Raw genomic sequence first — 22,995 nt, 5'->3', positions numbered from 1 at the left:
TTTGGCGTTCAATCACACCTCATCGAGAACAACATGACGCTCGCTCGACTGTTCGGAATCCTGGCTCTTGGATCTACATTGATTTCCGGCATACCACTGTGGGCGGACGACACCCCCGGTCTGATCGAGCCGGCGCCGAGTGAGGGCGCTCCCGGTGCCTTCACCTTCGCCGCCGTGGTCCGGCGTGCCGAGGAACTGGCCGCCGCCGACTACCAGCCCGACCGCCCGGCGCTCCCGGACTATCTCGCCGATCTGGACTACGACCAATATCGCGACGTTCGCTTCGACCGCAACGAGAGCCTGTGGAAGGCCGAGGGACTGCCGTTCCAGATGCAGTTCTTTCCACGCGGCTTCCTGTTCAAGGACCGGGTGACGGTCAACGTCGTCGAGGATGGCGTCTCCCAGGTCGTGCCCTTCCGGCACGATCTCTTCGACTACGGCAAGAACCAGGTTCCCGAGGAGATGCCGGCGGATCTCGGGTTCGCCGGGTTGCGTCTGCTCTATCCGATCAATCGGGACGACGTGTTCGATGAGGTCGTGGTCTTTCTGGGCGCGAGTTATTTCCGTGGCGTTTCCAAGGGTCTGAACTACGGCATCACGACGCGCGGACTGGCGATCGACACCGGGCTGCCCACCCAGGAGGAGTTCCCCATCTTCCGTGAGTTCTGGGTATTCAAGCCCGCATCCGATGCGGTCGACATCACGGTGTTCGCCCTGCTCGACAGCGAGAGCGTCACCGGCGCCTACAGCTTCGTGATCCGTCCGGGCATCGAGACGGTGATGGACGTCAAGGCGCGCCTGTTCGTGCGCCGGTTCGTGCGCCGGTCGGTGCAGAAACTCGGGATCGCGCCCCTGACCAGCATGTTCTTCCATGGCGAGAACACCGATCGCTTCATGGACGATTTCCGGCCCGAGGTCCACGACTCCGACGGCCTGTTGGTCGTGAACGGCACCGGTGAGCGCATCTGGCGTCCGCTGGTCAATCCGCTCGGTCTGCGCGTGAGCGATTTCGTCGCCGAGAATCCCCGGTCCTTCGGGCTGTTCCAGCGTGATCGTGATTTCCGCAATTACGAAGACCTGGAGGCGCACTATCAGAATCGTCCGAGCGCGCTCGTCGAGCCGATCGGCGACTGGGGCCGGGGTGTGGTCGAGCTGGTCGAGATCCCGAGCGACGCCGAGCGTTACGACAACATCGTTGCCTACTGGATGCCCGAGCGTAAGCCGGAGCCGGGCGAGGAGCTGAAGCTCGAATACCGTCTGCGTTTCGCCCAGGATCCCGAGGCCGGCTTGCTGGGCGGGCGGGCGATCTCGACCCGTATCGGTGCGGCCGGAACCGACATCCTGGATTCGAGCCGGCGCAAGTTCGTGGTCGACTTCGCCGGTGAGTCGCTCGCCCAGCGCGCCCCCAAGAGCGGGCTGGAGGGCGAGACCGAGACGGAGATCGAGGCCGTCGTCACCAGCACCTCGGGTGAGCTGTCCAAGCCGGTCGTACAGTGGAATCCGCACACCCAGGGCTGGCGGCTGTTCTTCGAGCTGAAGCCGGATGGGCGTGAGCCGGCGGATCTGCGCGCCTTCCTGCGTCAGGGCAATGACGTGCTCAGCGAGACTTGGAGCTACAGATGGGTTCGGGAGTGAACGACCGGCTCGACGTACTCGACGCCCCCGCACCGGCGGCCTGGTCGACGACCGAGGATCGCGCCCTGGTCGAACAGAGGGTGCGGCTCTATCTGAATGCACTGGGCGTGCATGATCCGCACGAGACCGAGGTGCTCGTGCGCCGCGTGATCGAACGGGTCGAGTTTCGGGCCACGCTTGGTCAACTGGGCGAGCCGCTCGAGGTGGCGATCGAGGAGACGCATCGGCTGCTCGATCGCTGGCTGGTCGCCGAACTGGGTCTGGAGTCGGATCCCGACCGGATCTCGGCGGCCCGTGCTGCTGTGCTCGGCGGTCATGTGCCGGGCTGGACACAGCGCTGGGCCGGTCTGAGCGAGGAATCGCTGGCCGATTCCATCCGGGCGGTGCGCTTCCAGGCGGTTCCCGAGCGCGCACCCCTGACCATGGAACCCAATCCCATTCGGCTCTGCTGTCATCATTTGTTGCGGCGCTTTCTGGCCAGGGTTGGGCGCTGGTTGTGGATGCGCGGTCGGCACTCTGCCGCTACGGAGGTGCAGGCATGAAACGGCTCTCGACCATCGCGGCCCGGCATCTGCCGCGTCCGCTCTATTTCACGCTGGTTCTGCTCACGACCGTCTTCTGTCTGTCGCTGCTGTCGGCGGCGATCCAGGACGGCGGACTCTCGGTGCTGGAACTGGTGCTGCTGGTTCTCTATACCATTCTGATGCTGTGGATCAGCGCCTCGTTCTGGACGGCGGCCATCGGTTTCCTGGTGCTGGCGTTCCAGAGGCGCGCGGGCGAGGGTGCGGAGTCGGCGCCCGAGCCGGCTGCGTCCGCCGAGACCGGCGCCTTCAAGACCGCACTGGTGATGCCGGTGTACAACGAAGATCCGGAGCGGGTCTTTGCCGGACTGCGCGCCATGTTCGACTCGCTGGTCGCGACCGGCCAATCGGACGGATTCGAGTTTTTCGTCTTGAGCGACACCCGCGAGCCGGACATCTGGCTCCAGGAAGAACAGCAGTGGCGGCGCTGGTCCGAGGAGCTCGGCGATCGGGTGCCGCTCTTCTACCGCAACCGGGTCGAGAACACGGCGCGCAAGAGCGGCAATCTGGCCGACTTCTGCCGCGATTGGGGCGGGCGCTATCGCTACATGATCGTGCTCGACGCCGACAGCATCATGAGCGGCGAGACCCTGGTCGAGATGGTGCGCCGCATGGAGGCCGATCGTCGGCTCGCACTGCTCCAGGTGCCGCCGGTGCCGGTCAACCGCTCGTCCTTTTTCGCACGGATGCTCCAGTTCGCGGGCAGTCTCTATGGACGGCTGTTCGTCGCCGGTCTGGCCTTCTGGCAGCAGGACACGGCCAATTTCTGGGGCCACAACGCCATCATCCGGGTACGGCCTTTCGCCGATCACTGCGGTCTGCCGAAACTTCCGGGGCGCGAGCCCTTCGGCGGCGACATCCTCAGTCACGACTTCGTCGAGGCGGCGCTGCTGGCGCGTGCGGGCTGGAAGGTGCGGCTGGCGCCCGATCTCGGCGGCAGTTACGAGGAGATCCCGCCGACCCTGATCGACTATGCCAAGCGCGACCGGCGCTGGTGTCAGGGTAATCTGCAACATGCGCGCCTGATCCTGGCGCATGGCTTCAAGCCCCTGAGTCGACTGCATTTCGCCATGGGCGTCATGTCCTATGCCGCCTCGCCGCTGTGGCTGCTGTTCCTGATCGCGACCGGGGTCGAGGCCTATTTCAAGAGCCTGCAACATCCGGTGTATTTCTTCGGCTACAACGTCATGCCGATCTGGCCCGAGTCCTATGTGGTCGAGATGACCACGGTGCTGTGGGTGACGCTCGTTCTGCTGTTCCTGCCCAAGATCCTGGCGCTGGTCCTGCTCGCGCTCGATCGTGACGAGGCGCGGCGTTTCGGCGGTCTGCTCAAGGCGAGTCTCAGCGTGCTGATCGAGAGTCTGCTGTCGGTGCTGCTCGCGCCTGTGCTGATGCTGTTTCAGAGCAAGTTCGTGGCGGCGATCCTGTTGCGTACCAGCGTCGGCTGGCCGGCCCAGCAGCGCGGCGATCATCAGACCGGCGTGCTGGAGGCGCTGGGCGCGCATGGCGTCCATACGCTGATCGCGTTCGCAGTCGGCTATGTCGCCTATGTGCATGTGCCGGATTTCTTCTGGTGGTTCACGCCGGTGCTCGCAGGACTGGCGCTCTCGGTTCCGGTCTCGATTCTCACCAGCCGCACCTCGCTGGGTCTGCGCTTGAAAGAGGCCGGACTCTTCCTGACCCCGGCCGAGACCGAGGAACCGCCTGTACTGCGTCGACTGGAGGAGCGGCTGACCGAGCCGTCGCCCCCGATCGAGGCACCGGTGGGCGAGCGGGCGTTCTGGACGCGGGCCATGATGAATCCGGGCGTCTATGCCCTGCACGATGCGCTGCTGCACGACGAGCCGCAGACGCGGCGGCGTCGGCACATCCTCGAAGGTCTGGTGCTACAGATCCAGGACGAGGGCGAGGATTCGCTCAGTCTGCGCGAGAAGCGGGCATTGCTGTCGCATCGCGATGGGTTGCATCTGCTGCACACCCGGCTGTGGGCGGCGCCGACGCTGGAAACGCCGCCGCCCCCCGCGAACGGATGACCTCACGATAGAAGCGCGCGCTGGCCTTGGGCCGGCGCGTCCGGTCCAGCGGATCGACCTGATAGAGACCGAAACGCTTGGAATAGCCCTCGGCCCACTCGAAGTTGTCGAGCAGCGACCAGACGCAATAGCCGCGCAAGTCGACGCCCTGTTCCAGCGCCGTCGCGGCGGCCTGGATATGGGCGCGCAGATAGGCGACGCGCCTGGGGTCTTCGACCAGCCCGTCGCGCGGCGGCGGGTCGTCGAAGGCGGCGCCGTTCTCGGTGATGTAGAGCGGCGGATCGGCATAGCGGTCGCGCAGCCACAGCAGGATTTCCGTCAGCCCCTCCGGATAGACCTCCCAGTCCATGCTCGTCAGCTCGGCGTTCGTCGGCGTGACGCGGATGGCATTGAGCGGCGGCGCCTCGGGCGCGGCCCGCACCAGACCGCGCGAATAGTAGTTGACCCCGATGAAATCGCCCGGACAGCGGAGCTTCGCCAGGGATTCGGCTGGAAACTCCGGCCAAGCCGGACCGAAGATGTCGGCCAGTTCCTCGGGATAGCGTCCGAACATGAGCGCATCCAGGAACCAGCGGTTGATGAAGGCGTCACGTCGCCGACTCGCCTCCAGATCCGCCGGGGATGACGAAGCCGGATGCTGGGGTTCGAGATTGACCGCCAGACCGATCCGGTGCCGGCCCAGTGTCCGATAGGCGGCGACGGCTTCCGCGTGGGCCAGCAGCAGATGGTGCGCCACGCGCGGCGGCTCGAACAGGTCGCGATGTCCGGGCGCCAGTTGGCCGTCCAGATAACCGGGCACCGTGACCACCCAGGGTTCGTTGATCGTGATCCAGAAGGGAACACGGTCGTCCAGGGTTCGGAAGACGACCTCGGCATAGTCGGCGAACCAGCGCGGACTGTCCGGATTGAGCCAGCCGCCGCGCTCGTGCAGGGCCACCGGCAGATCCCAGTGATAGAGCGTGGCCATCGGCCGGATGCCGTGCTCCAGTAGGGCATCGACCAGGCGCGCGTAGAAATCCAGTCCCCGACGGTTGACCGCCCCCCGTCCCTCGGGCAGCACCCGGCCCCAGGCCAGGCTGAAGCGGTAGGCGTTCAGCCCCAGCTCGGCCATGAGCGCCACGTCCTCCGGATAGCGATGATAGTGATCGCAGGCCAGATCGCCGGTGTCATGTCCGGCGACCCGTCCCGGCGTGTGCGCGAAACGATGCCAGATGCCGGCTCCGGCACCGTCGGCGAGCGGGAAGCCCTCGATCTGGTAGGCCGAGGTCGCCGCGCCCCAGAGAAAATCGTCCGGAAAGGGCGCCGCCATGCTCAGTCCTCCGCGTTTTCCGGACGGCTCGGTACGTCCGTATGCCGGCGCCTGGGGTTGATCGGGGCCGGCTCGGGACGACGCAGATCGTCGGAATTCGGCGGACGCAACTGCCAGGAGCCGTCGGCCGCGATTTCGAGCAGCCGGTCGTAGAAACGCGGATCGTCGTCCGGATCGCCCAGCGTGAAATAGGTGATCCCCTGTCGGCGCAACAGATTGAGCAGCTCGCCGATCGGGCACTCGCTCAGACTGCGGCTGGGGTGATCCAGGAAGACGAAGCGCGGCGCCGCCAGCAGTACGCGCGCGAAGCTCAGGCGCTGCTGCTCGCCCAGCGACAGCAGATCGCTCCAGTTGCGCTCGGTGTCCAACCCGCCGGCCTTGTTCAGCGTCGGCGTCAGATGCAGCGACTCCAGACTGTCGAGGATCTTCCAGTCCGGCAGCCAGCGTTCCTGACAGGGACGCAGCAACACCTCGCGCAGCGTGCCCGGCGGCAGATAGGGGCGCTCGGGCAGGAAGAAGATGGCATCGTGCCCCGGATGCAGGATTCGCCCCGTGCCGCTCGGCCACAGATCCGCCGTGGCCCGGAACAGCGCCTTCTCGGCCGACTCACTGGTCGAGCGCACCAGCAGGCTCACACCGGCCGGGAGCGACAGACTCAGATCCGCGATCAGGGTCCGGCCGTCGCGCGGCGAATACAGCGTCAGATGCTCGAAGGCGACACTGCCGCAGTCCTCGCAGAACTCGACGCGCGGCGCCTGCTCCGAGCGCTCCAGGGTCATGGCGTCGCGCAGTGCATTGAGCCGCGCGACCACCGCCGTGTAGGTCGAGATCGACTGGAACTGGGTGACGATCAGCGAAAAGGCGCCGAGCAGATGCCCGAAGGCCACCGCCGACTGGGTGATGACGCCGAACTGGGCCTCGCCCCGGATGAACAGCGGCGCGACCAGCAGCGCCGGGATGATCTGGATCAGATAATTGTAGCCGGTGGTGAAGAAGCCGAGATTACGGTTGACCTCGATGATGCGCTGGAAATTGGCCGTCAAGCGATTCAGGCGGTCGTGCAGTCGCGCCCTGAGCCGCTCCTCGCCCCGCAGCAGAGCGACCGACTCGGCATTCTCGCGCACATGCACCAGACGCGAGCGAAAATTGGCCTCGCGGTCGAGCTGGTCGTAGTTGAGCTTGACTAGGGGTTTGCCCAGATAGATGGTCATGAGCGAGCCGAAGATGGAATAGGCGACCGCGACCACGAACAGCAGTGGGCTGATGGTCCAGAGCACGCCCGAGAAGGCGATCATCGTGAAACTGGCGTTGAGGAACATCAGGGTGAAGGAGAGGGTGGTCGCGGTGAGGGCGCGGATGTCCTCGGAGATACGCTGGTCGGGGTTGGGCAGCGCGCCGCTGGAATGCAGTCTGAAATAGGTTCGCTCGTCGAGATAGCGGTCGATGGCGCGCTCGGTGAGCCACTTGCGCCACAGCAGCCCCAGGCGTTCCTCGGTATAGCGATAGATGACGGCGACCACCGTCGAGAGGCCCATGACGAAGATGAACAGCAGGGCGTAACGGACGAATCCGCCCATGTCCCGGTTCTCGATCGCGGTCATGAAGTCGCGGTTGACGTAGCTGTTGACGACGTTCAGACCGTTGATGGCGAACAGGAACAGGATGAGCAGCGCGAACAGCGCTTTGGCTTTGCCGCCGACCTCGGAGGCATCGAGCTGTTGCAGCATGCGCACGAAGCGGCCCCAGATGGCCGGCGTGATCGGAACCTTGAGGGCGTTCAGGAGAGACCAGGGGAGGCGCATCGCGGCGGTCGGTCTTTGGCGTCGAGGTTGAGGGGGGGAGGTCTTCGGCCGGGTCGATACGCGCATCGGGTGACTTTGGGCCGCGCGCAGTATAGCCTAGCGCCCGTATTGCCGAGAGGCATTCTTGCCGCCCACCGGAGCGCGGTGCGGGCGGGTTTCGGGCTCATGCCCCATCGCCGAGGAGCGACCGCATGCACATCCTGGATCTGGACGATTTCAGCGACCTCTCTGCCTGGTCCGGCGTCGTTTCGGGGCAGGCGCGTCTCGATCTGGCCGCCGATGCGAAGCCGGAGGGCGAGGGCGGCGCCATGCGCCTGGACTTCGATTTCGGCGAGGGCGGCGGCTTCGTGGTGGCGCGCCGGACGGTGCGTCTGACATTGCCGGACAGCTTCGCCATTCTGCTCCGGGTACGCGCCGAGGCACCGGCCAATGCCTTCGAGTTCAAGTTGATCGATCCGAGCGGTGAGAACGTCTGGCGCTTTCGCGACGAGTCCTTCGACTTCGATTCGGACTGGCGTGAGTTGCGGATCGGCAGCCGTGCGATCACCTTCGGCTGGGGACCGGCCGGCGGCGGTGCTCCGGCGGAGGTCGGCGCCATCGAGATCGCCGTCACCGCCGGACCGGGCGGGCATGGGCGGCTCTGGCTTTCCGATCTGCGGATCGAGGACCGCACGCCCTCTCAGCCGCCTGCGATCCGCGCCTCCAGCGAGCAGCCGGGGCAGGGCGCGGCCTGCATCCTGGATGGACGATCCGACACGGCCTGGCGTGCCGCTCAACGGCCGGCCTGGGTCGAGCTGGATTTCCATGAACCGTGCGACTACAGCGCTCTGATCCTGCATTGGGACTCACCCGAGCCGCACGCCTTCGAGATCCTGGCGAGCGACGAGGGGGCGGACTGGACCCGTCTTCATGCCGCGTCCGGCGTGCGCGGCCAACGCAACATGGTCTATCTGCCCGAGGGGTGCTCGCGCTTCCTGCGGCTCGCTCTGGCGGGCGGGGAGGGCGATCCGGTTCCGGGTCTGGTCGGCTTGGAACTGAAGCCTGAGACCTTTGCCCGCTCCATCGAGGACTTCGTCCACCGTCTGGCCGAACAGGCACCGCGCGGCCGGTATCCGCGCTGGCTCTATCGCGAACAGACCTACTGGACGCCGATCGACATCCCCGACGGAACGGTTCCGGCGCTGTTCAACGAAGAGGGACTGATCGAGGTCTGGCGGGCCGGTCCGGTGATCGAGCCGTTGCTGACCGTCCAGGGCGAGCGGTTGACCTGGGCCGACTGCACGGTCGAGCCGTCGCTGCTCCAGCCGCCGCTGCCGATTCCGCGCTCGACCTGGAGTACCGATGGGCTGAGCTTCGAGACGCTCGCCTTCGCCCACGGTGCGCCGGGGCGGGCCTGGCTCTTCATCCGCTATCGGCTGGAAAACCTGGGATCGACCCCGCTGAACGCGACGCTCCAGACCGCGATCCGCCCCGTCCAGGTTTCACCGCCCTGGCAGGGGTACAGGGACATCGGCGGTGTGGCGCGGATCGAACGGATCGCCTGGGAGCAGGGCGACGTGCGGATCGATGGTCGGCTGGCCCTGGTTCCGCTCTCGACACCGACCGGTTTCGGGGCCATGGCCTTCGACGCGGATGCGATCGATGAACCCGTTGTCGCCGGCGCTTCACCCAAGCCTCAGACTGCCGCAGTCGAGGACGGACTCGGGCTGGCGTCGGCGGCCCTGCGCTTCGATCTGGACGTCGCGCCCGGGACTCATCGCGAGATCTGGCTCGCCGCTCCGCTCGGTGAGCACGAGGACGCCCATCCACGCGAGTTGGCGGGTGCAGCCGGCACGGTCGAGTCGCGCCTGGAGGCCGCGCTCGATCAGTGGTCGCAGCGACTCGGGGCCGTGGAACTGGATCTGCCGGAGGTCGCGCACGACTATTGGCACGGTTGCCGGGGCGCGCTCGCCCATATCCTGATCAATCGCGACGGTCCCGCGCTCCAGCCCGGACCGCGCCGCTATACGCGCTCCTGGATCCGCGACGGCGCGACCATGGGAGCGGCGTTACTGCGGTTCGGTCTGGGGAACGAGGCCGTCGACTTCATCGACTGGTATGCCGGATTCCAGGCCGAAGACGGCAATGTGCCCTGTTGCGTCGATCGTCAGGGCGTCGACCGGCTGCCCGAGCACGACAGTCATGGTCAGTTCATCTTCGCCGTCGCCGATGCCTGGCGTTTCGGGGCGGATCGGGCACGCCTGGAGGCGCTGTGGCCGGCGGTGTGTCGGGCGGTCGGCTATCTGGAGCGTCTGCGGGCCGAGCGTCTGACACCGCACTATCAGGAACCCGAGCGCCGCGCCTGTCTGGGATTGCTGCCGGAGTCGGTGAGTCATGAGGGCTATCTGGCCCACCCGGTCCATTCCTATTGGGACGATTTCTGGGCGCTGCGCGGGTTCAAGGACGCCGCCGAGCTGGCCGAGGCGCTGGGCGATGGAGAGCACGCCGCGCACTTCGCCCGTCTGCGCGACGAGTTCGGCGCGGCGCTCTATGTGTCACTGGATCGGGTCATGGAGGAGCGCGGCATCGATTTCCTGCCCGGATCGGTCGAATGGGCCGACTACGATCCCACGGCGACCGCCAATGCCCTGACCCTGATCGACGAGAGCCATCGGCTGCCGGCGGCGGCCATGCGGCGCACTTTCGATCAGTTCATGCAGCACTTCCGTGCCGTCCATGGACCAAACCCCGTGCCCTGGACCAACTACACCGCCTATGAGATCCGCATCGCCGGCGCGCTGCTCCGGCTCGGATGGCGCGCAGAGGCGCATGAGCTTCTGCGATGCTATCTCGCCGAGCGTCGGCCGGCGGCCTGGAATCAGTGGCCCGAGATCACCTGGCGCGATCCCAGGTCGCCCGGTCATCAGGGCGATCTGCCGCATGCCTGGATCGGGTCCGAATACTGTCTGGTGTTCCGCGATCTCTTCGTCTATGAACGTGAGGCGGATCGCTCGCTGGTGATCGGCGCCGGTCTGCCGGCCGAGTGGCTGGCGGCGGGCGAGATCCGGGCACGTCGCTTGCCGACGGCCTACGGCCTGCTCGATCTGGACATCGCGCGCTTCGACGGCGGTGCGGTACGGATGCGGATCGGCGGCGAGTTGCGGCTTCCGCCCGGTGGTCTGTGGGTGGCGCCGCCGCTGCCGGGTCCGCCGGTGAGCGTGGAGATCGACGGCGAACCGAGCCGCGACTTCAATGCGACCGAGGCGCATGTCACGACGCTTCCGGCTGAAATCGCGCTGGTGGGTTGATCCACGAGGACAGACACATGGACATGCAAAAGTTCTTCGATCCACGCGGACCCGAGTCGAGCCTGCATCGACTGAGCAACGGCCCGCTCGAAGCCCTGATCTCGGACTCAGGTACCGGACAACTGCGCTGGAACGGTCTGGCACTCACGCGTCGGCGCGCCGATCCGGTCGAGGACGATCTCGGGAGTCTGCTCTATGTGCGGGATCCGGATTCGGGCGCGGTCTGGTCGCTCGGCTATCAGCCGACGCGGGTCGAACCGCGTGTCTATCGCGTCGGTGAGCAGGATGGGTGTTTCCAGCTCGAACGCGAGGATCAGGGCATCGCGCTACGGCTCGATCTGAGCCTGGATGCCGCCAGGGATCTGGAACGACGCCGTCTGCGATTGACCAATGTCTCGGATCGGGCGCGCCGGATCGAGCTGACCAGCTATCTGGAAGTGGTGCTCTTTCCAGACGAGGCCGACGCGGCGCATCCGGCGTTCGCCAAGCTCTTCGTCCAGACCGAGCGCGATGCGGCCACGGGGGCGTTGCTCGCCCGCCGTCGTCCGCGCGGTCAGGGCGAGTCCTGGCCCTGGATGATCCATGCGCTGCTCGGTGCCGAGGCCGTGCAATGGGAGACCGATCGCGCTCGATTCATCGGACGTGGCAGGAATCGGGCGCGTCCGGCGGCGCTGTTCGGTTCGGACTCGGAGGCCGGTTCGCTGTCAGGCAGTCTGGGGAACGTGCTCGATCCGATTCTTTCTCTGCGCGTGGTGGTGGAGCTGGAGCCGGGTACGGAGACCGAGCTGACCTGGGTCACGGGTGCGGCGCCCGACCGTGCGGCGGCGCTGGCGCTTTTGGATGGCGAGTCGTTGCAGGCATCCGTATCGGTATCGTCCGTAGCCGACGACTACGATACGCCGGAGGGTCGCGACGCAGACCCCGAACCACCCGAATCGACTCAGGATCTACGCTTCTTCAACGGCTACGGCGGTTTCTCCGCAGACGGGCGTCGCTACGAAATCCGGCTGCCGTATCAGGGAGCCGTGGGGCATCGCCGCCCGCCCCAACCCTGGATCAACGTCATCGCCAATCCGGATTTCGGCTGTTTGGTCAGCGAGTCCGGCGCCGGTTACACCTGGTCGCGCAACAGCCAGGCCAACCGGCTCACGCCCTGGTCGAACGATCCGGTCAGCGATCCGCACGGCGAGGCGCTCTATGTGCGTGACGAGGCGACCGGCGAGTCCTGGTCGCCGCTGCCCGGACCGCGCCCGGCACCCGCCGATTATCGGGTGACGCATGGGCTGGGCTTCACGCGCTTCTCGCTCCAGTACGCCGGGCTGGAACAGGAAACGACCCTCTTCGTGCCGCGTCACGATCCGTTGCGCGTCCTCAGACTGCGTCTGACCAATCTCGGAGCCGGTACGCGGCATTTGTCGCTGTTCGGCTATCAGCGCTTGGTCATAGGTCAACAGCCGTCGTCGAGCAGTGCCATCGTCACGGCGATCGAGCCTGAATCCGGGCTGTTGCGCGCGATCGATCCGGACGCAGGCGACTTCGCCGGCGGTATCGTCTTCGCCACCGCGATCGTCTCGGACGGCGCGGTCGTCGAGCGCGACTTCACCACCGACTGTTTGTCCGTCATCGGACGTCATCGCGATCTCGCCGATCCCGTGGCCCTGGAGCCGGGCCGAAGGCTCGACGGACGCCAGGGCACGATGCTCGATCCCTGTTTCGCGCAACGACTGATGGTGAGTCTCGAACCCGGCGCCACCCTCATCTGCGACTGGCTGCTCGGCGAGGCGATGAGCGAGACGCAACTGAGCGATCTGCTGCAAGGCTACGCCGATCCGGCCGCCATCGGCGCGGCCTTCGATGAAGCCGTAGCCTTCTGGGACGATCTGGTCTCGCGCGTCCAGGTCGAGACGCCCGAACCGGCCATCGATCTGATGCTCAACGGCTGGTTGCTCTATCAAAACCTCGGCTGCCGGATCTGGGCGCGCTCGGCCTTCTATCAGTCCGGCGGCGCTTACGGCTATCGCGACCAGCTCCAGGACGCCGCCGCGCTCGCCGCCATCCGCCCGGACATCACGCGCGCCCAGATCCTGCTGCACGCCGCGCATCAGTTCGTCGAGGGCGACGTGCTGCATTGGTGGCATCCCGCACCGCTCGAACGCGGACTGCGCACGCGCTTCTCGGACGATCTGCTCTGGCTGCCTTTCGTCACCGCGCACTATGTGCGGGTGACGGGCGATGTCGGCGTATTGGACGAGCTTCAGCTCTATCTGACCGCGCCCGAGCTGGCGCCGGGGCAGGACGAGGACTATCTGGCCCCAACGCCCAGCGGCGAATCCGGCGATCTCTACGACCACTGTTGCCGCGCCATCGATCGCTCGCTGACGCGCGGCGCGCATGGTCTGCCGCTCATGGGCACCGGCGACTGGAACGACGGCATGAACCGCGTCGGGCGTGAGGGACGCGGCGAGAGCGTCTGGATGGGGTTCTTCCTGTACCGGGTGCTGAGCGACTTTTTGCCGCTGTGCGAACGGCGCGGCGATCAGGCGCGCATCGACCGCTATCGCGCCTATCAGGCCGATCTGGAACGCGCCCTGGAGACCAACGGCTGGGACGGCGACTGGTACCGTCGCGCCTACTACGACGACGGCACACCGCTCGGCTCCGCGACGGATACCGAATGCCGCATCGACGCCTTGGCGCAGTCCTGGGCGGCACTCTCAGGTGCGGTGCCGCGCGCGCGCGCCGAGCAGGCGCTCGATGCCCTGGAATGCCGGCTGGCCGATGAGCGGAATCAGTTGATCCGGCTGCTGACGCCACCCTTCGTCGACACCCCACGCGATCCCGGTTACATCAAGGGCTATGTCGCCGGGGTGCGCGAGAACGGCGGCCAATATACCCATGCCGCCTGCTGGGCGGTCGCGGCCATGGCCGAACTGGGGCGGCACGAACGGGCCGCCTCCTGGCTGGCGCGGCTCAGTCCGGTCAGCCACACCCAGACCTCCAGTGACGTCCAACGCTACCGGCTCGAACCCTATGTGGTCGCCGCCGACATCTACGGTGCGCCGCCGCACGTCGGGCGCGGCGGCTGGAGCTGGTATACGGGTTCCGCCGGCTGGTGGTATCGGGTCGCGCTCGAATCCGTCCTGGGTCTGCGTGTCGAGAACGGACGCGAACTCATCATCCGCCCCTGCATCCCGGCGAGCTGGCCGGGCTTTCGTCTGCGCTACCGTCTGCCCGACGGCGTGACCGAATGCGAGATCGAAGTGGATAATGGCATCCGCGGCGGGTCCGTGGTCGCCGCTACGCTCGACGGCGAACCCCTGGCCATAAGGGCCGGCGCGGCGTGTGCCCTGCTGCCCGCCGGTCCGGGCCGCCATTCCATTTGGGTGAGGCTCGGCGCCTCGCTCGCTTCCGAATCCCATCGATAAGGATCGACCATGTCCCTGAATGCCAGACTCGCGCGTCCTCTGATTGCAGCGGCGCTCCTTGGCTCACTGATCCCGTTCGGCGTGCCGCGTGCCGGTGACATCGAACCGCTGAAGGTCGCGGTCATCAAGGCCGCCACCGGCCTGTGCAAACGCGGCGAGACCTGCCACAAGGACCGCGCCGGTTCCTGGACGCCGAAGAAGGCCATCGCCATCCTCGCCGTCTCGGTCGCCGAGCAGGCCGATATCGATCTCTATACCGACATCGAGGTGAGCACCCGACCCGAGATGTATCAGTGCGCCGGGGACGACTCCAAAGGCTGCATCTTCCGCGCGAAATATGCCGGACCCGGACTGTTCGACTATGGCTCGACCTCGGGCAGCACCTATATCGGTTCCAACATCACCAACACCAACATCACCTTCCCGTCCGGCTATGGCCTCATGGTCCCGGCCGGCGAACCGATCTACGTCCATCTCGACGTGCGCAACGGTAGTCTCATCGATCTCCAGGTCGATCAGGACGCCTGGATCTACTACGTCGAGTCCGACTGAGCAGCGTGGCGTGCGTCCATGCGGCGATTCCGAATGGCTTCTCGCTGATGGCAGGCGCGTCAAACATGCGTGGGCATGAATCCCGATCCGGGCCGATCCGGCAGTTCGATCCGGCCGGCGCAGGGGCGGGGCGCTTGGCCCAGATCGGCGGCGAGCCAGTCGGCCGTGGCCAGTCCCTGCGCAATGGGACTGGCGATGGCCGCAGCCAGTTGCGCCGTGGGCCAGAGTCCGGCGGCGCTCTCGACCAGACTCGTGACGACGACTTCGATGCTCGCGTCCTGGGCGCGGCGTGCGAGCGCCAGCGTGCGGTGCAGACCGCCGAGCGCCGCCGGTTTGAGCACCATGCGTCGTACACCGAGTTGTGAGGGATCGACCGCCGCAAAGCGGGTCGGCAGTGATTCGTCCAGCGCCAGCGGAAAGGGGGCGAGGGCTTGCAGTTCGGCCAACCGCTCGGGTATCGGCTCGGCCAGCGGTTCCTCGATCGACTCGATCGGCAGGCGGAGTTCGACCAAACGCTCGATGAGCCGGCGTGCCTGATCGAAGCTCCAGGCGCCATTGGCGTCCAGGCGTAGTCTGACATCCGTGCCGACCGATGGATGCTGAGCCATTGCCACCAGCGATTCCAGCTCGGACGTCGGGGTTTCGACTCCGACCTTGAGCTTGAGCACGCGAAAGCCTTGCGCGCAGCTTGCCGCGAGATCCTCGCCGCGCACCGCGCCCAGCGTGCCGAGCATGGCATTGACGGCGAGGCGATCGACGGCCTCGGGCGCGAGCCACCGGCGCAGGCTCAGATTCAAGCGTTGGCTGGCAAGATCGGCCAGGGCGCAGTCCAGGGCGAAGCGCGCGGCTGGATGCGCATCCGTAGCGTTCTCCGTATCCGGAGCGGACAGCCGTATCTCGATCTCCTGTCCGCGCAGATCTGAGATGAGCCGTTCGAGCGCCGCGCCGGCGGCCTCGTGGCTCTCGGTGCCCGCCGCCGGCAGCGGGGCGCAATCGCCGTAGCCGGTCAGACCATCGGCCTCGACCCAGACCAACCAGCCGCACCGCCGTGCGAACCCGCCGCGCGCACTGCCCCAGGCTTGGCGTAGCGGCAGATCATAGGGCCGGAATCCGGCGCGCTCGATCACGCTGTGGCGGGCAGCAGCAGACTCAGGATCAGCAGACCGACCAGCAGGGCCTGGTACTGCGCGGTGCGTGCCAGTTGCTCGTTGAGCGCCGGACCCAGGGTGCCGCGCCAAAGCCGCCGGATCAGGAGGGCGGCGAACGGCAGGGCGGCGAGCAGCGGCCAGGAGACGTGCAGCGGATCGAGCAGCATCAAGAGCGGAATCGGCACGAGCAGCAGTAGCGCATAGAGCACCCTGGCCCGTTCGCGTCCGAGCACGCGGCAGAGCGTGCGCCGCCCGGCCGCCGTGTCGGTTTCGAGATCGCGATAGTTGTTGATCAGCAATACGGCCGAGGCCAGACAGCCGAGCGCCGCCCCGGCGACCAGCGTCGAGCCGTCGAGCGTCAGGGTTTGCAGATAGTAGGTGCCGCCGACTGCCGCTACGCCGAAGAAGACAAGCGCATAAACCTCACCGAAGGGGCCATAGGCGATCGGGCGCGGTCCGCCGGTATAGGCATAGCCGGCGGCCAAGGACGCCAGTCCGACCGGCAGGATCGGCCAGCCGCCGCGCACCAGCAATGCCAGCCCGAGCATGAAGGCGAGCGCGAACATGCCATGCGCGGCGTTCTTGACCTGACGCGCGGTCAGCCAGCCTTGCGCCGTGGCACGCGGCGGACCGAGCCGTTCGTCCGTATCCGTGCCGCGCTCGAAGTCGGCGGCGTCGTTGTGCAGATTGGTGCCGATCTGGATCGCCACCGCCGCCAGCAGGGTGGCGAGCGCGGTCCAGACGGCCGGCGCGCCGGTCGCGGCGACGGCCAGCGCGAGGCCGGCGATCACCGGCGACAGCGTCAGCGGCAGCGTCTTGGGTCGCGCGGCCAGGAGCCAGCGCGCCAATGGGGGTGGAGTCGGTTGCTCGGGCATGGAGTCAGGGCGCGATGCTTGCAGAATCGTTGTCCGTGCCGCTCAAGGCCGGCGCGGAAAGCGGCCGAAGTCGGGCGCGCGCTTTTCGAGGAAGGCGTTGCGCCCTTCCTGACTCTCCTCAGTGGTATAGAACAGCGCTGTGGCATTGCCGGCCAGCTCCTGAATGCCGGCCAGACCGTCGGTGTCGGCATTGAAGGCGGATTTGAGCACGCGCAGCGCGGTCGGCGAAAGGCGGTTCATCCGACGGCACCAGTCGACCGTCACCGCCTCCAGTTCGGCGAGCGGCACGACGGTGTTGACCAGCCCCATGTCGAGCGCCTCCTGGGCGTCGTACTGGCGGCACAGGAACCAGATCTCCTTGGCTTTCTTCAGGCCCACGGTGCGCGCCATGAGACCGGCGCCGAAACCGGCGTCGAAGCTGCCCACGCGCGGTCCGGTCTGGCCGAAACGCGCATTGTCGGCGGCGATGGTCAGGTCGCAGATCAGATGCAGCACATGACCGCCGCCGATCGCATAGCCCGCGACCATGGCCACCACGGGCTTGGGCAGGGTGCGGATCTGGCGTTGCAACTCCAGCACGTTCAGATGCTCGACGCCGGCCTCGTCCTTGTAGCCTTCGTGGCCACGAATGCGCTGATCGCCGCCCGAGCAGAAGGCCAGCTCGCCCGCGCCCGTGAGGATGATGACGCCGATCTCGGGGTCCATGTGGGCGCGATGAAAAGCGTCGATCATCTCGCGCACCGTCTGCGGGCGGAAGGCGTTGCGCACCTCGGGCCGGTTGATGGTGATCTTGGCGATGTGCTCGGCCTGATGGTAGAGGATGTCCTGATAGCGGGCGTCTGCGGGCGCCTCCCAGTGGATGGGACGCGAGTCGGTCTCGGGTCGATTCGCGGTTGGTTGCATGGTCTCTGACGCCACCTGGGATGCCTCGCTGTGCATGGAAACTGGGGGCGCCATTTTAGCCGCAAATGATCCGGGATCGGTGAAGGGTTCAACCAGTTGACTGAAACGGATGCTGGTATAGACTAGTGATATACATTGTCGGCTCGGAGTTTCCCATGCGTCAAACCGCCAAACTGTTCATGAACGGCCGCAGTCAGGCCGTGCGCCTGCCCGCCGAGTTCCGCTTCGAGGGCAAGGAGGTGTACATCGAACGCCAGGGTGAGGCCGTCATCCTCAAGCCCAAGGCCGAGTCGCTCGCGGATTGGCTCGAATCCTTCTATGAACGCCATGAACCCTTTCCCGATGATTTTCTGACCGACCGTCAGGATACCCCTCCACAAGACCGCGCTTGGTTTCACGATGAAGACACTTGATACCAACATCTGCAGCTACATCCTGCGCCGCCAGCCGCGTTCGGTGCTCGAGTATTTTCGCGCGCAACCGGCTGAGTCGTTCTTTCTCTCGGCGCTGGTCGTCGCAGAACTGCGCTTTGGTGTCGTCAAATGCGGTTCGACACGCTTGAGCGTTCAACTGGAGGACTTTTTGGCGGGTATTCCGTGTCGGCCTTGGCCTGAGGCGGCCACGCGGCATTACGCCGAACTGCGTGCTGTACTGGAGCGCCAGGGTCAACCCATCGGCAACATGGACATGCTGATCGCCGCCCACGCGCTGGCCGAGGACGCCGTGCTGGTCACGCACAACACCCGCGAGTTCGAGCGCGTGCCGGGATTGAGCGTCGAAAATTGGGCGTGATGGGTGCGCATGGGCGTGTCTTCAGCCGAAATCGCAGAAAAGGTAAGCACTGATGCCAACCAGCACTCCGGAATCGCCCGTGCATGAGACCGCCTCACCTGACCTGCGCATCCCCTACGGCGTCGCCGACTTCATCAAACTGCGCCGCGGTCATGAATACTATGTGGACAAGACCCGTTATCTCCCGCTACTGGAGGAGGCCGGGCGCTTTCTGTTCCTGATCCGCCCGCGCCGCTTCGGCAAGAGTCTGTTGCAGTCGATGATGGAGTGCTACTACGACGCCGAATGGGCCAAGTCCTTCGATGAACTCTTTGCCGAGACCTGGGTCCAGACCAATCCGACCCCTGAGCGCGGCCAGTACCTGAGCCTGCGCTTCGATTTCTCGATGGTGCGCGCCGAGCCGGAGCATCTGGAATCCTCGTTCGAGACCCATTGTCGCAATCAGATCGACGGCCTGTTCCTGCGCCATGCGGAGCACCTGCCGGAGGACATGGCGGCGCGGGTGCGTGAGCAGCCGACCGTGGCGGCGGCACTGGAGCGGCTGCTGATGGAACTGGGTCATCTGGGCCGGTCGCTCTATCTGTTCATCGACGAATACGACAACTTCGCCAACAATCTGCTGGCCCATTTCGGCCAGGACGCCTATCGGGATCTGACGCACGGCAGCGGCTTTTTCCGCAATGTCTTCGCGATGCTCAAGGGGGCCGCCGGACAGAGCGGCGGCGGTCTGGCGCGGCTGTTCATCACCGGCGTCTCGCCGCTGACGCTGGACGATGTGACCAGCGGCTTCAATATCGGTGCCAACATCAGCCTGGATGGCCGCTTCAACGGTCTGCTCGGCTTCAATCACAGCGAGCTGGAGAGCCTGTTCGCTGCCTTCGGTCAAGATCTGGAACCCCATCGCGCGGTGATCGACGCCTGGTACAACCACTACCCGGCTCAGCCGCCTGGCCTACAACGGCGACTGGGAGCCGTTCTTCGACTATCTGGCCGAGCGCATCGCCGAGCAGGCCGGCGTGCGCGACTATCTGCAAGGCGAGAAGATGATCCGGGGCTTCCTGCTCGCCCGGCTCAATCTGACGCCCTACTTCCGGGGCTGGAGCGAGCAGGAACAGGGCGGCGGCTTCGTCGATCTCTATCTGGCGCCCTTCTATTTCCGCTATCCGGACATGCGCCATGCCTATCTGATCGAGCTGAAATACGTCAAGCGTTCCGAAGACACGCCCAAGCGGCGCACCGAGCTGATGGAGGCGGCGCGGTCGCAGTTACGCCGCTATGCCGGGGATGTGCGGGTACGCGAACATCTGGAGCCGGCGCATCCGCACGCCCTGGTGCGGCTCTACAGCGGCTGGGAGCTGGTGCAGCGTGAGGCGCTCGATCCGGCGGCGGACGCGCCGGATTTCGCCTGAATCCGGAACCCGGCCTCAGGTGTCGTCGCCGAGCCGACTGACCGCCTGCCAGAAGTCGCGATGGATCTGTCCACTCAGATCGGCATCGATGACGACCTCGATCAGTCCGCCGGGGTGCGAACCCTGGATGGCGTCGCTCAGGGCCTGTTGGAATCCGGCGCTATCGGACACCTGACGATGAACCAACCCGAAGGTTTGGGCCAGTGCCCCCAGATCGACCGCGACCGGCGTGCGCCACAGCGTCTCGAAACCCGGCAGTCCATGCTGGGGCAGATAGTCGAAGATGCGCCCGCCGCCGTTGTTGATGACGATACAGGGCCGTTCGAGCGTGCGCAGTGCCGTCAGTCCGCTCAGGTCGTGCAGAAAAGACAGATCGCCGAGCAGCGCCGTGGTCGGCACGCCGCCGGCGTTGAGTCCGGCGAGCGTCGAGGTCTGGCCGTCGATACCGCTGGCACCACGATTACCGAAGAGTCGTAGCGATCGGTCGCGCCGGCCCGACCAGGTGTCGAGCTGGCGGATCGGCATGGAGTTGGCGCACAACAACCCCTCGCCTTCGGGCAGCCGTGCGATGAGATCGCGGATCAGATGCCCCTCGCACCAGGGCGCCTGGTCGAGATACTCGGCGGCGAAACGCTCCAGACGGCGTTCGGCCTGGAGCCAGCCGGCGAGCCAATCAGGGTCCGGTGTGCCGAGTTCCGGATCCGCGTCTGCAAGCCAAGCGCAGAACACGGCCGGATCGGCATCGATCTTGAGCCGAACGTCATGATTCGGATCACTCCAGCCGCGTCCGGCATCGACCAGGACGGTCGGAACGTCCGCCAGCCGGCCGAGCAGCGTCTTGGAGACCGGCGCACGTCCGAAGCGCAGCACCCAGTCCGGCTTGAGTGCGGCGGCGGTCGCCGGATGACGGAGCAGACTGTCGTACCGGGTGATTCGATGTTCCGAGGCGGAACCTGAGCCGAAACCGAAACGCAAACCTGAAAGCGGATCGCACAGCACAGGCACGCCAAGCCGTGTCGCCAACTGCCACAGCGCCTCCGCACCGGCCGCCGTCCAGTCGCCCGGCCCGCAGCAGATCAGGCCGCGCCCGGAGCATTGGGACGTCAAGCCGGCTGTCAGCGGCCGGCTACCAGCCTCCGGCGTCCGGTTCCCCGCAAGACCAAGCCGGCAGCGGGTGGCTGGAGGCTGAACGGCTGTTTGAAACTGTGCGGCTTCAGCCCGGCAATCCGCCCCCGGCACCAGCGGTTCGCGAAACGGCAGATTCAGATGCACAGGTCCCGGCCAGTCGCCCAGACTCTCGGCCGCCGCGCGCCGCCCCAGTGCCCGCATCAACTTGCCGGCACCCGGCGAATCTTCGGGCGTGCCCGGATCATGGAAGGCGCGCACATGCACGCCGAAGAAGCGCGTCTGATCAATGGTCTGGTTCGCCCCCCAGCCACGCAGTTCGGGCGGGCGGTCGGCCGAGAGCAGCACCAGTGGAATGCCGGACTCCGAGGCTTCGATGACCGCCGGGAACCAGTGGGCGAGCGCGCTCCCCGAGGTACAGACCAGCCCCACCGCACGCCCCGAGGCACGCGCCACGCCCAGCGCGAAAAAGGCCGCGCTACGCTCGTCGAGGATCGGCGTCACGGTCAGCGCCGGTTGACGCTGGGCCGCCAGCACCAGCGGCGTGGAGCGCGATCCGGGCGAGAGCACCAGATGACGCATTCCACCCTCGACCAGCCCATCGAACAGCGCCAGCGCCCAGCGCAGATTCAGACAGCCGTGGTCGCTCATGCGAACTGCAGGGCCGTCGACATGGCGGCGAGCTTGTGCTCGGTTTCCCGCCATTCGCTCGCGGGATCGGAACCGGCGACGATGCCGGCACCCGCATAGAGATCGGCGGTGCGGTCGAGGATACGTGCACAGCGCAGCAACACCCACAGCTCCCCGGTCAGATCCGGCTCGACGATTCCGGCCGCGCCCGTGTACCAGCCGCGTTCGAGCGGCTCGTTGACATCGAGCCAGTCGCGCGCCTCGCGGCGTGGCTGACCGTTGGTCGCGGGCGTGGGATGCAGCCGCTCGGCCAGCTCGAACACATCGACGCCCGGATGCAGCTCACCGCGCAGGCGCGTCCAGAGATGCTGGGCGTTGTTGAGCTGGAGAATACTCGGCCCCTCGGCCGGCTCCAGACGCCGACAGCACTGATCGAGCGCCTCGCGCACCGCCGCGACCACCACCCGATGCTCGCGCAGATTCTTCTCGCAGGTCTGGAGACCGAGCGTGATGGCGGCATCGCGCTCGCTGTCCTCGGCACGACAGGCGGTGCCGGCGATGGCATCGGCCTCGACCCGGTCGCGACGCTGGGTGAAGAGCCGTTCGGGCGTGGCGGCGACGAAGCCGGCGGCATGGCGCCGGATGTTGATCACCTGACAGGACGGGAACAGATAGCTCAGCGCCGCATTGAGCCGGTCGAGATCGAAGCGCCGGTGGCCCAGGAGCCGTTGCCGACGACAGACGACGACCTTTTCGAGCCGTTCCCGATCGATCTCGTCGAGCGCGTTCAGGACCAGCGTGCGCCAGTCGTCGCGATCCGGCGTGCTGCCCAGGGCTTCGAGATGCGCCGGGGTGAGCGGATCGAGCGCCGGACGTCCGAGCAGCGGCACCAGACGGTCGAGCCAGGCGTCCCAGCGCGTCAGCACGTCATCGCGTGCGGCGGGACGCTGGGCCGTCAGCACCAGCGCCGACTGACCGCCATGCGAGATCAGCGCCAGTTCCGGCAGCCACAGGAGCGCATTGGGCAGATCGTCGCTCGCGGCGGGCGTCTCCGGCGTGGCCGCGAAGCCCAGCATCCCGAACCCGCTGAAACCTGTCTCGTCCGGATCGCACTGTACCCAGTCGGCGCGCAGTCCCTGAGCGATGCGCCGCAGCTCGCTCAGACGCTCGGGTCCGTGCGCCTGCCACTCGCCGGCGATGCCATAGCCCGCGCGCAGGTCGCCGCGATGGTTGTGCGCGAAATGAAAGCGCGGTCCGTCGAGATCGGGCGCGCCGGCCGGCGGATGCGGCAGTTCGAGGATCAGCGAGACGGGGCCGGTACCCTCGGCGAGCGGCAGCAGAGCGAGGGTCTCGTGCAGTCGGGCCTTGAGCTGATCGAGGACTTGGAGCGATTGCAGCATGAGTCGAGTCGTGGCGGGGCAGGGGAATGGGACGAACCCTCTAGGACGCGCGGACACCCACAGGGGTTCCCGCGCGTCCAGGGGCGCGA

General features: G+C 66.6%; 16 protein-coding genes and 1 pseudogene. 10 read left to right on the top strand and 7 right to left on the bottom strand.

Translation table 11 applies throughout. The features are described from left to right. Positions 1 to 33: 33 nt before the first annotated feature. The 3 genes from Atep_RS12240 to mdoH are packed head-to-tail and all read left to right on the top strand — an operon-like array spanning position 34 to position 4,249. A complete protein-coding gene (locus Atep_RS12240) occupies positions 34 to 1,635 on the top strand; it encodes an OpgD/OpgG family glucan biosynthesis protein (RefSeq protein ID WP_213378780.1) in 1,602 nt (533 codons plus the stop codon). Continuing rightward, entirely contained in the window at positions 1,620 to 2,177 is a 558-nt protein-coding gene (locus Atep_RS12235) for a hypothetical protein (protein WP_213378779.1), read from the top strand. Before Atep_RS12240 ends, Atep_RS12235 begins: the two co-directional genes overlap by 16 nt. Beyond that, complete coding sequence (gene mdoH / locus Atep_RS12230; protein WP_213378778.1) at positions 2,174 to 4,249, top strand: glucans biosynthesis glucosyltransferase MdoH; 2,076 nt, start codon at positions 2,174 to 2,176, stop codon at positions 4,247 to 4,249. The genes Atep_RS12235 and mdoH overlap by 4 nt, the downstream gene beginning before the upstream one ends. On the opposite strand, the gene Atep_RS12225 is transcribed toward mdoH, so the two are convergent. Both Atep_RS12225 and Atep_RS12220 read right to left on the bottom strand, forming a co-directional pair. Beyond that, the gene (locus tag Atep_RS12225) at positions 4,134 to 5,558 is read right to left on the bottom strand and encodes a GH1 family beta-glucosidase (protein ID WP_213378777.1); all 1,425 of its coding nucleotides are present in this window, start codon (positions 5,556 to 5,558) and stop codon (positions 4,134 to 4,136) included. The genes mdoH and Atep_RS12225 overlap by 116 nt on opposite strands. A 2-nt stretch (positions 5,559 to 5,560) precedes the next feature. Then, positions 5,561 to 7,360 carry an ABC transporter ATP-binding protein/permease gene (locus tag Atep_RS12220; RefSeq protein WP_213378776.1) on the bottom strand — a complete coding sequence of 600 codons (1,800 nt, stop codon included), beginning with the start codon at positions 7,358 to 7,360 and terminating at the stop codon, positions 5,561 to 5,563. A 191-nt stretch (positions 7,361 to 7,551) separates the two neighbouring features. On the opposite strand from Atep_RS12220, the gene Atep_RS12215 reads away from it, so the two are divergent. From Atep_RS12215 to Atep_RS12205, 3 genes are read left to right on the top strand one after another with little or no spacing between them, the layout of a single operon-like run. Further along, positions 7,552 to 10,647: a discoidin domain-containing protein gene (locus tag Atep_RS12215; protein WP_213378775.1), complete on the top strand. Its 3,096-nt coding sequence runs from the start codon at positions 7,552 to 7,554 to the stop codon at positions 10,645 to 10,647. A gap of 17 nt (positions 10,648 to 10,664) precedes the next feature. Beyond that, the gene (locus Atep_RS12210; RefSeq protein ID WP_236786192.1) at positions 10,665 to 14,072 is read left to right on the top strand and encodes a GH36-type glycosyl hydrolase domain-containing protein; all 3,408 of its coding nucleotides are present in this window, start codon (positions 10,665 to 10,667) and stop codon (positions 14,070 to 14,072) included. A 9-nt stretch (positions 14,073 to 14,081) separates the two neighbouring features. Beyond that, a complete protein-coding gene (locus Atep_RS12205) occupies positions 14,082 to 14,624 on the top strand; it encodes a hypothetical protein (RefSeq protein WP_213378774.1) in 543 nt (180 codons plus the stop codon). A 59-nt stretch (positions 14,625 to 14,683) separates the two neighbouring features. On the opposite strand, the gene menC is transcribed toward Atep_RS12205, so the two are convergent. The 3 genes from menC to menB are packed head-to-tail and all read right to left on the bottom strand — an operon-like array spanning position 14,684 to position 17,550. Beyond that, positions 14,684 to 15,751: an o-succinylbenzoate synthase gene (gene menC, locus Atep_RS12200; protein ID WP_213378773.1), complete on the bottom strand. Its 1,068-nt coding sequence runs from the start codon at positions 15,749 to 15,751 to the stop codon at positions 14,684 to 14,686. Next, complete coding sequence (locus Atep_RS12195) at positions 15,748 to 16,647, bottom strand: 1,4-dihydroxy-2-naphthoate polyprenyltransferase (protein ID WP_213378772.1); 900 nt, start codon at positions 16,645 to 16,647, stop codon at positions 15,748 to 15,750. Before Atep_RS12195 ends, menC begins: the two co-directional genes overlap by 4 nt. A gap of 42 nt (positions 16,648 to 16,689) precedes the next feature. Then, the gene (menB, locus tag Atep_RS12190) at positions 16,690 to 17,550 is read right to left on the bottom strand and encodes a 1,4-dihydroxy-2-naphthoyl-CoA synthase (protein ID WP_213378771.1); all 861 of its coding nucleotides are present in this window, start codon (positions 17,548 to 17,550) and stop codon (positions 16,690 to 16,692) included. Positions 17,551 to 17,705: 155 nt separating this feature from the next. Here menB and Atep_RS12185 point away from each other — a divergent pair, with 155 nt between their 5' ends. The 4 genes and pseudogenes from Atep_RS12185 (at position 17,706) to Atep_RS12170 (ending at position 19,751) form a co-directional block, all read left to right on the top strand. Then, entirely contained in the window at positions 17,706 to 17,963 is a 258-nt protein-coding gene (locus Atep_RS12185; RefSeq protein WP_213378770.1) for an antitoxin, read from the top strand. Continuing rightward, positions 17,950 to 18,342: a type II toxin-antitoxin system VapC family toxin gene (locus Atep_RS12180; protein WP_213378769.1), complete on the top strand. Its 393-nt coding sequence runs from the start codon at positions 17,950 to 17,952 to the stop codon at positions 18,340 to 18,342. The genes Atep_RS12185 and Atep_RS12180 overlap by 14 nt, the downstream gene beginning before the upstream one ends. 52 nt (positions 18,343 to 18,394) lie before the next feature. Beyond that, positions 18,395 to 19,063: pseudogene (locus Atep_RS17175) on the top strand (AAA family ATPase); the annotation flags it as partial. 295 nt (positions 19,064 to 19,358) lie between these two features. Continuing rightward, positions 19,359 to 19,751 (top strand): PD-(D/E)XK nuclease domain-containing protein, encoded by a 393-nt coding sequence (locus Atep_RS12170; RefSeq protein ID WP_213378768.1) that lies wholly within the window; start codon positions 19,359 to 19,361, stop codon positions 19,749 to 19,751. A 15-nt stretch (positions 19,752 to 19,766) separates the two neighbouring features. On the opposite strand, the gene menD is transcribed toward Atep_RS12170, so the two are convergent. Next, positions 19,767 to 21,527 carry a 2-succinyl-5-enolpyruvyl-6-hydroxy-3-cyclohexene-1-carboxylic-acid synthase gene (menD, locus tag Atep_RS12165; protein WP_213378767.1) on the bottom strand — a complete coding sequence of 587 codons (1,761 nt, stop codon included), beginning with the start codon at positions 21,525 to 21,527 and terminating at the stop codon, positions 19,767 to 19,769. Beyond that, on the bottom strand, positions 21,524 to 22,906 hold the full coding sequence (locus Atep_RS12160; protein WP_213378766.1) for an isochorismate synthase: 1,383 nt from the start codon (positions 22,904 to 22,906) through the stop codon (positions 21,524 to 21,526). The genes menD and Atep_RS12160 overlap by 4 nt, the downstream gene beginning before the upstream one ends. Positions 22,907 to 22,995: the final 89 nt, after the last annotated feature.

It is taken from the genome of Allochromatium tepidum (assembly GCF_018409545.1).
Taxonomy (GTDB): Bacteria; Pseudomonadota; Gammaproteobacteria; order Chromatiales; family Chromatiaceae; genus Thermochromatium; species Thermochromatium tepidum_A.
This window is presented reverse-complemented; position numbering and strand designations above follow the sequence as displayed.

What these genes read in the sequence shown, in the direction of transcription:
- Atep_RS12240 (WP_213378780.1), top strand. Translation starts at nt 34, where the DNA reads ATGACGCTCGCTCGACTGTTCGGAATCCTGGCTCTTGGATCTACATTG.
- Atep_RS12235 (WP_213378779.1), top strand. Translation starts at nt 1,620, where the DNA reads ATGGGTTCGGGAGTGAACGACCGGCTCGACGTACTCGACGCCCCCGCA.
- mdoH (WP_213378778.1), top strand. Translation starts at nt 2,174, where the DNA reads ATGAAACGGCTCTCGACCATCGCGGCCCGGCATCTGCCGCGTCCGCTC.
- Atep_RS12225 (WP_213378777.1), bottom strand. Translation starts at nt 5,558, where the DNA reads ATGGCGGCGCCCTTTCCGGACGATTTTCTCTGGGGCGCGGCGACCTCG.
- Atep_RS12220 (WP_213378776.1), bottom strand. Translation starts at nt 7,360, where the DNA reads ATGCGCCTCCCCTGGTCTCTCCTGAACGCCCTCAAGGTTCCGATCACG.
- Atep_RS12215 (WP_213378775.1), top strand. Translation starts at nt 7,552, where the DNA reads ATGCACATCCTGGATCTGGACGATTTCAGCGACCTCTCTGCCTGGTCC.
- Atep_RS12210 (WP_236786192.1), top strand. Translation starts at nt 10,665, where the DNA reads ATGGACATGCAAAAGTTCTTCGATCCACGCGGACCCGAGTCGAGCCTG.
- Atep_RS12205 (WP_213378774.1), top strand. Translation starts at nt 14,082, where the DNA reads ATGTCCCTGAATGCCAGACTCGCGCGTCCTCTGATTGCAGCGGCGCTC.
- Atep_RS12195 (WP_213378772.1), bottom strand. Translation starts at nt 16,647, where the DNA reads ATGCCCGAGCAACCGACTCCACCCCCATTGGCGCGCTGGCTCCTGGCC.
- menB (WP_213378771.1), bottom strand. Translation starts at nt 17,550, where the DNA reads ATGCAACCAACCGCGAATCGACCCGAGACCGACTCGCGTCCCATCCAC.
- Atep_RS12185 (WP_213378770.1), top strand. Translation starts at nt 17,706, where the DNA reads ATGCGTCAAACCGCCAAACTGTTCATGAACGGCCGCAGTCAGGCCGTG.
- Atep_RS12180 (WP_213378769.1), top strand. Translation starts at nt 17,950, where the DNA reads ATGAAGACACTTGATACCAACATCTGCAGCTACATCCTGCGCCGCCAG.
- menD (WP_213378767.1), bottom strand. Translation starts at nt 21,527, where the DNA reads ATGAGCGACCACGGCTGTCTGAATCTGCGCTGGGCGCTGGCGCTGTTC.
- Atep_RS12160 (WP_213378766.1), bottom strand. Translation starts at nt 22,906, where the DNA reads ATGCTGCAATCGCTCCAAGTCCTCGATCAGCTCAAGGCCCGACTGCAC.